This is a genomic window from Tessaracoccus coleopterorum, from assembly GCF_011174705.1.
GTDB classification, from domain to species: Bacteria; Actinomycetota; Actinomycetes; order Propionibacteriales; family Propionibacteriaceae; genus Arachnia; species Arachnia coleopterorum.
The window spans coordinates 3,176,559-3,190,156 of sequence record NZ_JAANIJ010000001.1 but is presented as its reverse complement, the minus strand read 5'-3'; the positions used below and the strand labels follow the sequence as shown (position 1 = coordinate 3,190,156).

The following is a 13,598-nucleotide window of genomic DNA, read 5'->3' as shown; positions in this document are numbered from 1 at the left end:
CCGCCGCCACCGTGCCCGAGCAGGAGTGGCTGCGGGCCCTGCTGCTCGGGGAGTTGCGGCAGGGGCTCTCGACCCAGTCGTCCAGTCCGCCCTCGCCGAGGCCTCCGGCGTCGGCGTGGCCGTCGTGCGGCGGGCCGCCATGATGGCAGGATCGACGCCGCCGGTGGCGGAGGCGGCCCTTTCTGCTGGCGGCTCCGCGGAGGCGCGTGCGGCGCTGACCGCATTCACGCTGGAGGTGGGGCGCCCCGTGCTGCCCATGCTCGCCTCGTCGGCGGCCGATGTGGAGGCGGCGATGGTCAGGGCCGTCGCGGGGCGCGGCGGGGCCGTGGTCCTCGACTCCAAGCTGGACGGGATCCGGCTGCAGGTGCACCGTCGCGGCGGCGAGGTGCTGATCGTGACGCGCAGCCTCGACGACATCACGGCCAGGCTGCCCGAGGTGGTCGAGGTGGTGGCGGCGTTGCCGGGAGGCGACCTCGTCCTGGACGGCGAGGGCCTCGTGCTGGGTGCCGACGGCCGCCCCTCCCCGTTCCAGGACACCGCCGCCAGGACCGGCACTGTCGGCACGGCCCCTGCGCGCATCACCCCCTTCTTCTTCGACCTGCTCCATGCCGGCGGCGACGACCTCGTCGACCTACCCTCGCCGAGCGGCTGGCGCTGCTCGACCGCCTCGTGCCGCCGGAACTGCGGACCGGCAGGCTGCTCACGGCTGACGTGCCCGAGGCGGTCGCGTTCACCGACTCGGTGCTCGCCGCCGGGCACGAGGGCGTCGTCGTGAAGGACCCGACCTCGCCCTACGAGGCGGGCCGGAGGGGCTCAGGCTGGATCAAGGTCAAGCCCGTCCACACGCTCGACCTGGTCGTGCTCGCCGTCGAGCACGGCTCAGGTCGGCGCACCGGTTGGCTGTCGAACATCCATCTGGGGCGAGGGACCCGGACCTCCCGGGTGCCTTCGTCATGGTGGGCAAGACGTTCAAGGGCATGAGCGACGAGATGCTCCGCTGGCAGAGCGCACGCTTCCGCGACCTGGCCATCGATGACGCGGACGCCTGGACCGTGCGGGTGAGGCCGGAGCAGGTGGTCGAGATCGCCGTGGACGGCATCCAACGGTCGCGCCGCTACCCGGGAGGGGTCGCCCTGCGGTTCGCCCGGGTCGTGCGCTACCGCGAAGACAAGGACGCCACCCAGGCCGACACCATCGACGACGTCCGCGCGCTCGGCGGGTGAGCGCCACGGGATTTTAGCGACACTTTGTCTCCCTAATTCTGTGGCAGACTGAGGCGTCCGACGAGCCGAGGAACAGGAGCGCGCGTGTTCAACCCGATGACGTGGGACGCCCCTTACCTGGTGATCGTCGCGGCCCTCTTCGTGATCGTGATGCTCCGCGCCAACGGCACCTACTGGCTCGGTCGGGGATGACCGCGGGCGCCGAGCGCACCCGCTTCGCCAAGCTGATTTCCTCCAGCCACTACGCGCGGGCCACCCGCTGGCTCGCCCGGTGGGGCGCCCCAGCCATCTCGCTCTCGTTCCTCACCATCGGCATCCAGACGGTGATCAACCTGGCGGCAGGCATCACCCGGATGCCGCTCAGGCGCTACCTCCCGGCGGTGACCGTCGGCTCCGTACTGTGGGCCTTCCTGTACGGCACGGTCGGGTTCATCGGCTGGGCCGCAGTGGTGCGCCTGTGGCAGTTCTCCCCACCGCTCCTGGTGGCGGTCTTCGTCCTCGCGGCGGCAGGCATCCTCTGGTCGGTACTCCGGCGCGACTCCGCGGTCAGGGCAGGCACCGAGTAGGCCCAGCGGGTAGTCTTGCCGCCGTTCGACGGCGAGGAGGGACCCATGGAGACGAGAGCCGAGTTGACGGGCTCGTCCATCGTGGACGCCGGCATCTATGTCGAGGGCGTCCGCGTCGAGACACCCACCACCTTCTCCGAACTCTTCGATGCGCTCGACAGGCATCCCACCGGCTTCGCCTGGGCAGGACTCCTGCGCCCGAGCCCCGCGGAGATGGGCCTGCTGGCGCGCCAGTTCTCGCTCAGCCCGCTGCTGGTGGAGGACGCTGTCGTCGCCCACCAGAGGCCCAAGTTCGAGCGCTACGGCGACGTCGGGTTCCTGGTGTTGCGGGCCGCCGACTACATCGACCGCAGCGAGTCGGTCGCGTTCGGCGAACTGCACGCCGTGGTCACCGACCGCTTCGTGATCACGCTGCGGCACGCGGCCACCCCCGACCTGTCCGAACTGCGCGGCTCACTCGAGCACCGCCCGAGCTGCTGAAGGCCGGCCCACGCGCCGTTCTCCTGCGCCTGCTCGACGCGGTCGTCGACGACTACCGACCCGTGGTGCTCGGCATCGAGAACGACGTCGACGAGATCGAGTCACAGGTCTTCGGCGGCAGCACCCACGTGTCGAAGCGCATCTACCAGTTGTCACGCGAGGTGATCGACTTCCAGCGGGCCGTCCGCCCGCTCCGCGACATCGTGATGGATGTCCGTGAGGACCGGCTGCTGGCCGACGCGCCGGAGGCGGTCCGGCAGGACCTGCGCGACATCGAGGACCACGCCATCGTGATCGACGAGCGGGTGGAGACCCTGCGGGAGGCACTGAAGGGCACGCTCGACCTGAACCTGGCGCTGCAGACCCAGCGGCAGAACGAGGAGGTCACCAACATGACCGCCGCGAGCCTGCGGCAGGCCGAGGACTCGCGGCGCATCGCCGCCTGGGCCGGTGTGCTGTTCGTGCCGAGCCTCGTCGCAGGCACCTACGGGATGAACTTCACACACATGCCCGAGCTCGGCTGGGCGTGGGGCTACGCCTGGGGACTCGGCCTGATGTTCCTCACCGGCCTCGGAATGTACCTCATCTTCAAGTGGAAGGACTGGCTCTGAGCATCCCCACATCCGGCACCGGGCCGGCCACGCACGAGGCGGGAGAGCTGACTCTCACCACCGGGGGTGGCACGCCGACCCGCGTCGCCTACGAGGCGGCCACCTGCGGCTGAGGGCTGGAACCGGCGGGGCGTCGGTGTCGGGAACGGCACCGACGCCCCGTCGGGTCTCACATGAGCGCGGAGGTGAGCCGGCAGACGTTGTCGAGGTAGCGCGAGGACCAGGGCTGGCGCCTCCACTCCTCCAACGTCAGCAGGTGCGAGACCTCACGGATGTGGGCGTCGTTGCCGTGCAGAAGTTCGACGAGGTTGCCGCCGAAGCCCAGCAGCATGATCTCGTAATCGAGAGCGAAGGAGCGGTAATCCATGTTCGAGGAGCCGATCACGCCGATCCGGTCGTCGATGGTCAGGTACTTCGAGTGCAGCACGGCGGGCGCCGGGTACAGGTAGATGTGCACCCCTGCCTCGAGAAGCGCCTCGTAGTAGGAGCGCTGCGCGTGCCCCACCAGGAACTGGTCGGCCTCCTCGCCGACGTACAGCTCGACACGCACGCCCCGGTGACAGGCGGAGATGATGGCGCTGAGCAGCGCCTCGTCGGGCACGAAATAGGGCTGGCGATCGTGATGGACCGCTCCGCCAGATACATCAGGGACACGAACATGCGGTGGTTCGGCTCGGTCGGGTACCCGGGCCCGGAGGGCACCAGCTGCATCGCGTTGGCGGAACCGCCGGGGATCAGGTCGGGCTTGTCGACGAAGTGCTCGTCGGGGTCGAGAGTCTCCCCGATTCGGTGAACCAGTCGGTGGCGAAGACGGCCTCGAGCTCCAGGACGATGTCGCCGGAGACCGACACCGACAGGTCGTGCCACTCGCGCCCGATCCTGAGGTTCTTCGCGCTCGCATAGTGCGGGGCGATCACGTTGTGGGAGCCCATGATCGCCTCGTCGCCGTCGACGATCAGCAGCTTGCGGTGGTTGCGCAGGTCGGGGCGGCGCCACTGCCGCGTCCTGAGCGAGATGGGCATCATGAGGCGCCAGTCGATGCCCGCCTCGGTGAGCCTGCGCTTGAACTGCTTCCAGCCGTCGTACTTCTGGGAGCCGACCTGGTCGACGAGCAGGCGCACCTTCACACCGCGTTCCACGGCGCGGGCAAGCGCGCTGAAGAACACGTCGGTCGCGTCGTCCCAGGCCATGATGTAGAACTCGACGTGCACGTAGCGCTGCGCGCGGTCCACGGCGGCCCCCATCGCCTGGTAGGTGGCGCGCGCATCGTCGTGGAGGCCGTGCACGGCCCCCGTCAGGCACGGCAGCCCGGTGAGCTCGCGGTTCATCCGGAGGATGCCCTCCAGCGCGGCGGTGGTCTGGGCCCCTCTGGTACGTCGGGCAGCCCGACGGTGTGGTTCTTGATGATCTCGTCGCTCTGGCGCTGGATCGCCAGCCTGCGACCACGCACCCACGGGCTGCCGATGAGCCAGTAGAGCGGGAAACCGACCACCGGCAGGAAGAGGATCAGCAGGAGCCAGGCCGACGACGAGGAGGGTCGCCGGTTCTCGGGCACCACCCCGATCGCGATGATCTTCATGACGTACTCGACGATCAGGAAGATGATCGTCACCCACTGCGGCAGATCCACCCGGTGCTCCCTCCACACTCGGGCCGATCGTATCGGCTCCGGGCGCGCCCGCGGGTCAGTCGGCTCAGGCGAGCTTGCGGGCCGCTCCCTTGTCCGCGGACTGGGCGAGCATGCCGAAGATCCTCAGCGCGGTCGACACCTCGCGTTCACGGTCGGCGGGCTGCCAGCCCTCGGCGTCCCTGCGGGCGCGCCGCTCGGTCAGTGTCGCGTCGTCGACGTCGAGCCGGATCAGCCTGTCGGGGATGGAGATGGTGATCGGGTCACCCGTCTCCACGAGGCCGATGGTGCCGCCGGAGGCCGCCTCGGGAGAGACGTGCCCGATGGACAGTCCGGAGGAGCCCCCGGAGAAGCGGCCGTCGGTGACGAGCGCACACTTCGGCCCGAGGCCGAGTCCCTTCAGGTAGGACGTCGGGTAGAGCATCTCCTGCATGCCGGGACCGCCCTTCGGCCCCTCGTAGCGGACGATGACGACGTCGCCGGGCTGCACCACCTTGCCGAGGATGGCCTCGACGGCCTCATCCTGGCTCTCGGTGACGATGGCCCTCCCCGTGAAGTTCCACTGGTCCTCCGGAACGCCTGCGGTCTTGACGATGGCGCCGTCGACAGCGAGGTTGCCCTTGAGGACGGCGAGTCCACCGTCGACCGTGTAGGGGTGGTTAGTCGAGCGGATGCAGCCGCCCTCGGCGTCCGTGTCGAGGCTCTCCCAGCGGTTCGACGATGAGAACGCCTCGGTGGTGCGGACCCCACCGGGGCCGCGTGGAACAGCTCGATGGCCTCGGGCCGCGCGGAGCCACCCCGGATGTCCCAGTCGGCGAGCCAGGCGTCCAGCGTCGGCGAGTGCACGGCGTGCACGGCCTCGTCCAGCTTGCCTCCGCGGCGCAGTTCGCCCAGGAGGGCCGGGATGCCGCCCGCGCGGTGCACGTCCTCCATGTAATACTTCGCCGAGTTGGGGGCGACCTTCGCGAGGCACGGGGTGACGCGGGAGATCGCGTCGATATCGTCGAGGGTGAAGTCGACGCCCGCCTCCTGGGCCGCGGCCAGCAGGTGCAGGACGGTGTTGGTGGAGCCGCCCATGGCGACGTCGAGCCGCATGGCGTTCTCGAACGCGGGCTTGGTCGCGATCGACAGCGGGAGGACGGACGCGTCGTCCTCGTCGTACCAGCGGCGGCACAGCTCGACCACGAGGCGGCCCGCCTCCTGGAAGAGGCCCTTGCGGGAGGCCGCCGTGGCCAGCGTCGATCCGTTCCCCGGCAGGGCGAGGCCGATGGCCTCCAGCAGGCAGTTCATGGAGTTGGCGGTGAACATGCCGGAGCAGGAGCCGCAGGTGGGGCACGCGTTGGCCTCGATGCGGCCGAGTTCGGCGTCCGAGACGTTCGGATCGACGGCCGAGACCATCGCGTCCACCAGGTCGAGGGATGTCTCGACGGTGCCGCCGTCCTTGACGATCGCGCGGCCGGCCTCCATGGGGCCGCCGGACACGAACACCGCGGGGATGTTGAGGCGCAGCGCGGCCAGGAACATGCCGGGGGTGATCTTGTCGCAGTTGGAGATGCACACCAGGGCGTCGGCGCAGTGCGCGTTGGCCATGTACTCGACGGAGTCGGCGATCAGCTCGCGGCTGGGCAGCGAGTACAGCATGCCACCGTGGCCCATGGCGATGCCGTCGTCGACGGCGATGGTGTTGAACTCGCGGCCCACTCCCCCGGCCTCGGCGATCGACTCGGACACGAGCTTTCCCATGTCGCGCAGGTGGACGTGCCCGGGCACGAACTGCGTGAAAGAGTTGGCCACCGCCACGATCGGCTTGCCCCAGTCGGAGTCCGTGACGCCCGTGGCGCGCCAGAGGGCGCGGGCGCCCGCCATGTTGCGACCGTGGGTGGTGGTGCGGGACCGAAGCGCCGGCATGGATGAACCTCCAGAAGAGACGTCTGCGTCCTCCCAGATTACCCGCGGATCGCCTCCCGGCCCGTCCACGTTCACGCCCGGCCCGCTACGCTTGGCAGCGTGCCAGGGTCTGGGCGGAAGCACTGTGGTGTGTCCCGTTCCCGCATTGGCCCTGGCACGCACCTGCAAAGGACAGGTAATTGCCACATAAGTAGGCCGCAAGGCCGGGGTGCAAATCCCCACCCAGGTCCTGTGGCCCGGCGCAACGAACCCCACGCCATGCACCCGACCGAGGGTCCGCACCGGGCTCCGGCCGGGCCGCAGGATCTGACCAAGCGTGAAGGAGAGCAAATGCGGACATCGAGGTTCCACCTGCAGGTCGATCCGAGCGAGGTCGTCGTCGCCCAGGTCGGCGCCGCCGACCCGACCGTGCTCACACCGGGGCGCCACCGACGGGTGCGCCACGCCTCATACCGGGCGGTGTCGATGACGCGCCGGCTGCTGCAGCTGGCACCGCAGGAGATCCCGACCGCCGACGGCGGCTCGGTGCGGGTCACGGCGGTGGCCCAGGTGCAGGTGTGCGATCCGGTCCTGGCGCTGACCTACGAGCAGCCCGATCACCTCATCTACCTTGCGATCCAACTGGCGCTGCGCGACGCGTTCGCCGAGCTGGAACTGGAGGAGGCAGCGAAGGCGGTGCGGACGCGCCCCGAGATCACCGCCGCTGCGCTGAGCGCCGCCCGGGAGGCTGCGAGCGGGGTCGGCCACCGGGTGGACACGGTGGTGATCAAGGACGTCCTGCTACCGCAGGAGTTCCGCGCAGCGGCGATCGCGGTGCTGACCGCCCGCGCGAAGGGGCAGGCCCAGTTGGAGGCGGCACGGGCCGAGACCGCCGCGCTGCGCAGCCTGGCCAACGGCGCCAAGATCCTCGAGGACCACCCGAGCCTCGCGAAGCTGCGCATGGTGCAGGCCATCCCGATGGGATCCTCGCTCAGCCTGCGGGTCGACGAGGCAGGCGACTGAGCCGGGCCACCCGGCCGACAGACAGGAAGGCGCCCCCGTCCGATCGGATGGGGCGCCACTGCGATTGGGTTCAGGCGATCACGCCAGGTCGATCCAACGCGACTCCATGGGCTCCAGGTCGAGCTGCAGCTCGCGCACCTCGCCCTCGCCGGCCAGGCCGGTGGCACGGCCCGAGACGGTGGTGCTGGCGGCCTCTGTCAGGTTGTTCATGACGAGCGCCTTGCCCGCCTCCTCGAACACCGCGACCTCGACGCCCGGGTTGCTCGGCACCCACTGGGTCGCGAAGTCGGCCTCGCGGCCGGCCGCCCAGTAGATGGCGCGGTGCAGCACGCGGGCGTTGTCGTGGCTGTAGGGAAGCCCCGCGATGTAGACGCCGCGCCCCTCGCCCACCTGGTTGGCCGCGAGCTCGGCGGAGGCGTCCTGCAGGCGCACGATCTGGGTGGCGCCGGTGGTGGCGAAGATGTCGCCCGCACCCTCGCCGACGTCGAGCGCGCCGTCGAGGTCGGCAGTGATGAAGTGGCCGCGGTTCTCGACGGGTACTTGTCGCTCGAGAGCGAGAGGCTCATCTCCTTGTCGACGCCGAGCACATCGGAGAGCTGGAAGAACGCGCCGTTGCTCTGTACCGCGGTCGGCTCACCGATGCCGATGAAGCCACCACCCGCGGCCACGAAGCGGCGCACCGCACCTTGGAGTTCAGGGTCGAGCCAGGCGTCGCCTCCCGAGAACGCGGTGCCCGCGGCGCCGACGTTGAGGACCACGTCAAGGTCGCTCAGGGCGCCGTGGCGGGCGTCGTCGAAGGAGACGAACTGCAGGTCGAACGGGAGACCCGCGAGCGATTCGAGCACGCCGAGGTAGGAGTAGATCTGCTTGTACCAGAGGGCGTGGGCGACCATGTGGGTCTGCCAGGTGCGCAGCTGGCCCCACGCGTTGAGGATGCCGACGCGGATGGTGGAGCGCTGGGCGAGGCGGCCGCCGCCGACCTCGTGGATCGAGCGGAACTCGTTGGCGATCTCCTCGATGCGGGCCATGAAGTCGGGGAACTTGACCGCGAGCGACAGGTAGCCGCCATAGCCGATCCGGTCGAGGGGCTTGCGGGAGATGGCACGGCGGGCCTGCAGCCAGGACTCGTTGGCCTCCTTGAGGGCTCACCGCCGGGCTTGAACACGTCGGGGAAGAAGTACGGGAGGAAGCGGCCCTCGGAGTACCGGACACCGGGGATGTCGGAGATCATCCGGCAGGTGGCAGCGGAACCGACCGAGCCGACGACGCCGTCCATGCCGATCTCGGGCCAGTACTTCCCGTAGGGCTCGGTACCCATCCAGGTGTCGCCCAGGAACATCAGGGCTTCCTTGCCGAACTCGTGGACGATGTCGACGAGTTCCTTCACCCGGGAGCTGACGAAGCGGCTCTGGAAGTCGATCCAGTCGCGGAACTCCCTGCTCGGCATGCGGAAGGAGTTGTTGTAGTAGCCCTGGTCGATGAAGTGCTCGGCGCGGAGCGGGTAGCCGTACTCCGCCTCGAAGGCGTCCATGGCGAGGGGCGACACGGAGGCCGAGTAGCCGAACCAGTCAACGAACTTCTCCTTGCCGAGATCGTTGAACACCAGGGTGAAGTGGTAGAAGAACGTGGTGAAGCGCACCACGTCGACGTCGGGTCGCTCCTGGCACCACGCGCGCAGCGAGTCCACCATGTGCCGCCACGCGACGGGGTGTCTGGCGTCGTAGCCGATCTCGCGCACGCGGGTGGGGTCGTTCTCCCAGTTGTTGGTCGTGTAGTTGTACATCTGGGTGGAGTCCCACACCTGCCAGGCGAGGAAGCTCACGGTGTACACGTGGAACGCCTCGGCGGCGGTGACGGTGACGGTGACGTCGGTCCCCTCACCCTCGACGCTCCAGCCGTCCACCGGGATGACCTCACCGGTCGTGCGGTCGATGACCTCCCACCAGCGGCGGAGATCGCCCTGGTCGGGTGCGACCTGCATCGCGTAGTAGCCGGTCATGATGGCGATGGCGAGCGGGCCGTCGACCCGGGCGGCAACGCGCTCCGACATCAGGTAGAAGCGGGGCCGGGCGTCGAGGTTGGCCAACGCGAACTCCTGGTTCCCACGCGCCGGGAAGTAGGTCTCGTAGACCTTGGCCCCCAGTTGCGTGGTGATCTCGGGCAGCCAGGTGCCGTCCGAGTTGCGCACCGCGTCGGCGCCGAGGCGCTCGAGGATGCCGGGAAGCTCAGCGTCCATCCCCTGCTCGATGGGCAGGGTGACGCGGCCGGTTGTCGCCATTGAGTTGCTCCTTGGGAGAAGTCGCGCGTGTCTAGAAGTATGCACAACATACCGTGACCGCTCCCAATGAACCACACGGAACGGACAACGCTCGAAAGGGGTGAGCGTTCGCTCAGCGGATCACTCGTCGCCGGTCGCCACCGGACGGTCGGTTGCACTGTAGGCCGACCATGACCCCGGGTAGAGCCGTCCCGTTCCCAGCTCGGCATATTCGAGGGCAATCAAGTTATGACAAGCGGTGATGCCGGAACCACAGTAGGAGATCACCTCGGCGGCGTCCGCGATCCCCGCGAACCTGTCCCGCAGTGCCTCCGGGGCGAGGAAGCGGCCGTCGACGCCGAGGTTGCCGGTGAGCGGATAGCTCATCGCGCCGGGGATGTGACCCGCCTTCGGGTCCATCGGCTCCACCTCGCCTCGGAACCGCTCCGAGGCCCTGGCGTCGATGACGACGGCACCGGTTGCCGCCTCCTCGATAGTGGCGAGAGCCCCGCGGGCCATGGCCGGGCGGTGAACGCCGCGACCTCCGGCACGGGGACCTCCGTCGAGAGTGCACCATCCCACGCCGCCATGCCGCCGTCGAGGAGGGCGGCGTCCTCACCCAGCATGCGCAACAGCCAGACCAGCCGTCCTGCCATCGCTCCCCGGCATCGTCATAGGCGACCACGAGCGCACCGTCGCCGATCCCGAGCACGGAGAGCCCGGCCGCGAAGCGGGCAGGATCGGGCAACGGGTGGCGACCCAGCTCCGCCGTCGGCGGGTCGGAGAGCACCACGTCGGTGGCGACGAACAGCGCACCCGGGAGGTGACCGGCGCGGTAGGCGTCGGCCCCGGAGCGGCCGTCCAGGTAGTGGCGCACGTCGACCAGCACCGCCTCGGGGTGCGCGGCGAGCCATTCGGTGGTGACGACGGGAGGGATCATGGCCGTCAGCCTAGTGCCCGTCGGCGCACCGCCCGGGAAATGCGGCGGCCCGGAACCCCCACGGGTTCCGGGCCGCCGCACCGGGTCGCTCGTCAGGTCAGCTGCAGCCGCTGGTCGAGCCGCAGCCCTCGCAGACGTAGCAGGAGCCGGACGGGCGCATCTTCGTGCCGCACGTCATGCACAGAGGGGCGTCCACCTCGGCCACACCGAGGGCCTCCATCAGCTCGGCGGTGGTGTGCGCGTCGAGCAGGGAGGGCTGGCGGGCGCCGTCGACCTTGAAGTTGTCGCCGGCGTCGTTGCGCAGGGATTCGGCCTCCGGCATGGCGGCCTCGTCCTCCTCAGACAGGTAGGAGCCGGTCTCGACGTAGCGGGCGCGCTCGGCGGCCGTGTAGATGCCGAGCTCGGCGCGGTCGTCGAACGTCAGGTAGTCGAGCGCCAGGCGGCGGAAGATGTAGTCCATGAACGACTGGGCGATGCGGATGTCGGGATCGTCCGTCATGCCGGCCGGCTCGAACTTCAGGTTCGTGAACTTCTGCACGAAGCTCTCCAGCGGGACGCCGTACTGCAGGCCGATCGACACCGCGATCGAGAAGGCGTCCATCACGCCGGCCAGGGTCGAGCCCTGCTTGCCGAGCTTGAGGAACACCTCGCCGAGGTGGCCGTCGTTGTAGGCACCCGAGGTCATGTAGCCCTCGGCTCCGCTGACGGCGAAGCTCGTGGTGCGCGACGAACGCGACTTCGGCAGCCGCTCACGCTTGGGGCGGTAGACGATCTTCTCGACGACCTCGGTGGCAGCGGCCTCGGCCGGCGTGTCCTTCTTCTTGCCGTCGGACAGAGGCTGGCCGACCTTGCAGTTGTCGCGGTACACCGCGAGCGCCTTCAGCCCGAGCTTCCAACCCTGCAGGTAGACGTCCTCGATCTCCTCGACGGTCGCCGACTCGGGCAGGTTCACCGTCTTCGAGATGGCGCCGGAGAGGAAGGGCTGCACGGCCGCCATCATGCGGACGTGACCCATCGGCTTGATGGCGCGGGCACCCATGGCGGTGTCGAACACCTCGTAGTGCTCGGCCGCGAGGCCGGGAGCACCGACGACGTGGCCGTTGCTGCTGATGAACTCGACGATCGCCTCGATCTCATCGGCGTCGTAGCCCAGCCGCTGCAGCGCACGCGGGATGGTCTGGTTGACGATCTGCATGGAACCGCCGCCGACCAGCTTCTTGAACTTGACCAGCGAGAAGTCGGGCTCGATGCCGGTGGTGTCGCAGTCCATCATGAAGCCGATGGTGCCGGTGGGCGCCAGGACGGAGGCCTGGGCGTTACGGAACCCGCTGTCGGCGCCGGTCGCGACGACGAGGTCCCACTCGCGGGTCGCGACGGAGTGCAGCGCACGGTCGTCGGCCAGCACCCGCAGGTTGTCGTTGGCCGCCTGGTGCTTGCGCATCACCCGCTGGTGGGCCTCGGCGTTGACCGCGAAGCCGTTGTACGGGCCGACGACACCGGCCAGTTCGGCGCTGCGCCGGTAGGAGGCCGCCGTCATGATCGACGTGATGGCCGCGGCGGTCGAGCGCCCGGCCTCGGTGTCGTAGCCCTTACCCATGGCCATCAGCAGTGCACCCAGGTTGGCGTAGCCGATGCCGAGCTGGCGGAAGTTGCGGGTTGTCTCACCGATGGGCTCGGTCGGGAAGTCGGCGAAACAGATCGAGATGTCCATCGCCGTGATGATCAGCTCGACGGCCTTCACGAACAGCTCGGAGTCGAACGAGCCGTCGGCCCCAGGAACTTGAGCAGGTTCAGCGAGGCGAGGTTGCACGACGAGTTGTCGAGGCTCATGTACTCGGAGCAGGGGTTCGACGCCGTGATGGGGCCGGTCTCGGGGTTGGTGTGCCAGTCGTTGATGGTGTCGTGGTACTGGACACCGGGGTCGGCGCACTCCCATGCGGCCTTCGAGATCTTGCGGAAGAGCGCCTTCGCGTCGACCTCCTCGATCACGGAGCCGTCGGTGCGGGACCGCAGCCCGAAGGCGGCGCCCTCCTCGACCGCCGTCATGAACTCGTCGCTGACGCGCACCGAGTTGTTGGCATTCTGGTACTGGACCGACGTGATGTCCCTGCCACCGAGGTCCATGTCGAACCCGGCGTCGCGGAGGGCGCGGATCTTGTCCTCCTCGCGGGCCTTCGTCTCGACGAACTCCTCGATGTCGGGTGGTCGACGTCGAGCACGACCATCTTGGCCGCGCGTCGGGTGGCGCCGCCCGACTTGATGGTGCCCGCGGATGCGTCGGCGCCACGCATGAAGGACACCGGGCCGGAGGCGGTGCCGCCGGAGCTCAGCAGCTCCTTCGAGGAGCGGATGCGCGAAAGGTTGAGGCCGGCGCCGGAGCCGCCCTTGAAGATGAAGCCCTCCTCCTTGTACCAGTTGAGGATCGAGTCCATGGAGTCGTCAACCGACAAGATGAAGCACGCGCTGACCTGCTGCGGCGAGGGGGTGCCGACGTTGAACCAGACGGGCGAGTTGAAGGAGAAGTACTGGTTGAGCAGCATCCAGGTGAGCTCGTGCTCGAAGATCTCGGCATCGGCATCGGTGTCGAAGTAGCCGAACTCGCGGCCCGCCTTCGAGTACGAGGTTACGACCCGGCTGATCAGCGTCCTGAGGCTCGTCTCGCGGGCCTCGGTGCCGAGGGCGCCACGGAAGTACTTGGTGGTGACGATCGTCGAGGCGTTGACGCTCCAGGAGGTCGGGAACTCGACGCCGTGCTGCTCGAAGACGGTCTCACCGGTCTTCCAGTTGGTCTGCACCACGTCGCGCAGGTCCCACTCCACCTCGTCGTAGGGGTGCACCCCTCCGTGGTGAAGACCCGCTCGATGACCAGGCCCTTTCCGGTGCCCTTGTCGTTCTTGCGCCGAGTTGAGCGCGCTGTCGCTGTCATGTTGGACGTCCCTCTGACTTCATATGTCTCAAAAAAACGGATGGTGCTGCTGCTGCTT

Annotated in this window: 9 protein-coding genes and 5 pseudogenes; 6 read left to right on the top strand and 8 right to left on the bottom strand. The window is 68.9% G+C overall.

Annotated features, from left to right (window positions below):
* Positions 1-139 precede the first annotated feature (139 nt).
* The 5 genes and pseudogenes from G7085_RS28300 (at position 140) to G7085_RS20420 (ending at position 2,880) form a co-directional block, all read left to right on the top strand.
* Positions 140-981 (top strand): annotated as a pseudogene (locus G7085_RS28300) (ATP-dependent DNA ligase).
* Entirely contained in the window at positions 954-1,223 is a 270-nt protein-coding gene (locus tag G7085_RS28290; RefSeq protein ID WP_231979762.1) for an ATP dependent DNA ligase, read from the top strand. Before G7085_RS28300 ends, G7085_RS28290 begins: the two are co-directional and overlap by 28 nt.
* 188 nt (positions 1,224-1,411) lie before the next feature.
* Positions 1,412-1,789 carry a DedA family protein gene (locus tag G7085_RS20425; RefSeq protein ID WP_197512253.1) on the top strand — a complete coding sequence of 126 codons (378 nt, stop codon included), beginning with the start codon at positions 1,412-1,414 and terminating at the stop codon, positions 1,787-1,789.
* A gap of 45 nt (positions 1,790-1,834) precedes the next feature.
* The gene (locus G7085_RS31360; RefSeq protein WP_269451936.1) at positions 1,835-2,269 is read left to right on the top strand and encodes a CorA family divalent cation transporter; all 435 of its coding nucleotides are present in this window, start codon (positions 1,835-1,837) and stop codon (positions 2,267-2,269) included.
* A gap of 65 nt (positions 2,270-2,334) precedes the next feature.
* The gene (locus G7085_RS20420; protein ID WP_408647146.1) at positions 2,335-2,880 is read left to right on the top strand and encodes a CorA family divalent cation transporter; all 546 of its coding nucleotides are present in this window, start codon (positions 2,335-2,337) and stop codon (positions 2,878-2,880) included.
* A 169-nt stretch (positions 2,881-3,049) separates the two neighbouring features.
* Here G7085_RS20420 and G7085_RS20415 read toward each other — a convergent pair whose 3' ends face one another.
* The 4 genes and pseudogenes from G7085_RS20415 to ilvD form a co-directional block, all read right to left on the bottom strand.
* Positions 3,050-3,481 carry a phospholipase D-like domain-containing protein gene (locus G7085_RS20415; RefSeq protein ID WP_197512251.1) on the bottom strand — a complete coding sequence of 144 codons (432 nt, stop codon included), beginning with the start codon at positions 3,479-3,481 and terminating at the stop codon, positions 3,050-3,052.
* Positions 3,482-3,614: 133 nt separating this feature from the next.
* Positions 3,615-4,208: a phospholipase D-like domain-containing protein gene (locus G7085_RS20410; protein ID WP_197512250.1), complete on the bottom strand. Its 594-nt coding sequence runs from the start codon at positions 4,206-4,208 to the stop codon at positions 3,615-3,617.
* Positions 4,205-4,510, bottom strand: a complete 306-nt coding sequence (locus G7085_RS20405) for a PLDc N-terminal domain-containing protein (RefSeq protein ID WP_197512249.1) — start codon at positions 4,508-4,510, stop codon at positions 4,205-4,207. Before G7085_RS20405 ends, G7085_RS20410 begins: the two co-directional genes overlap by 4 nt.
* Positions 4,511-4,574: 64 nt before the next feature.
* A pseudogene (gene ilvD / locus G7085_RS20400) lies at positions 4,575-6,415 on the bottom strand (dihydroxy-acid dehydratase).
* A gap of 330 nt (positions 6,416-6,745) precedes the next feature.
* On the opposite strand from ilvD, the gene G7085_RS20395 reads away from it, so the two are divergent.
* On the top strand, positions 6,746-7,417 hold the full coding sequence (locus G7085_RS20395) for an SPFH domain-containing protein (protein ID WP_197512248.1): 672 nt from the start codon (positions 6,746-6,748) through the stop codon (positions 7,415-7,417).
* A gap of 78 nt (positions 7,418-7,495) precedes the next feature.
* On the opposite strand, the pseudogene gnpA reads toward G7085_RS20395, so the two are convergent.
* The 4 genes and pseudogenes from gnpA to G7085_RS20380 form a co-directional block, all read right to left on the bottom strand.
* Positions 7,496-9,695 (bottom strand): annotated as a pseudogene (gene gnpA, locus G7085_RS35750) (1,3-beta-galactosyl-N-acetylhexosamine phosphorylase).
* A gap of 120 nt (positions 9,696-9,815) precedes the next feature.
* Positions 9,816-10,193 (bottom strand): sulfurtransferase, encoded by a 378-nt coding sequence (locus G7085_RS28275; protein WP_231979761.1) that lies wholly within the window; start codon positions 10,191-10,193, stop codon positions 9,816-9,818.
* Positions 10,194-10,524: 331 nt separating this feature from the next.
* Positions 10,525-10,614: pseudogene (locus tag G7085_RS35745) on the bottom strand (hypothetical protein); the annotation flags it as partial.
* Between the two features lie 97 nt (positions 10,615-10,711).
* Positions 10,712-13,540: pseudogene (locus tag G7085_RS20380) on the bottom strand (vitamin B12-dependent ribonucleotide reductase).
* Positions 13,541-13,598: the final 58 nt, after the last annotated feature.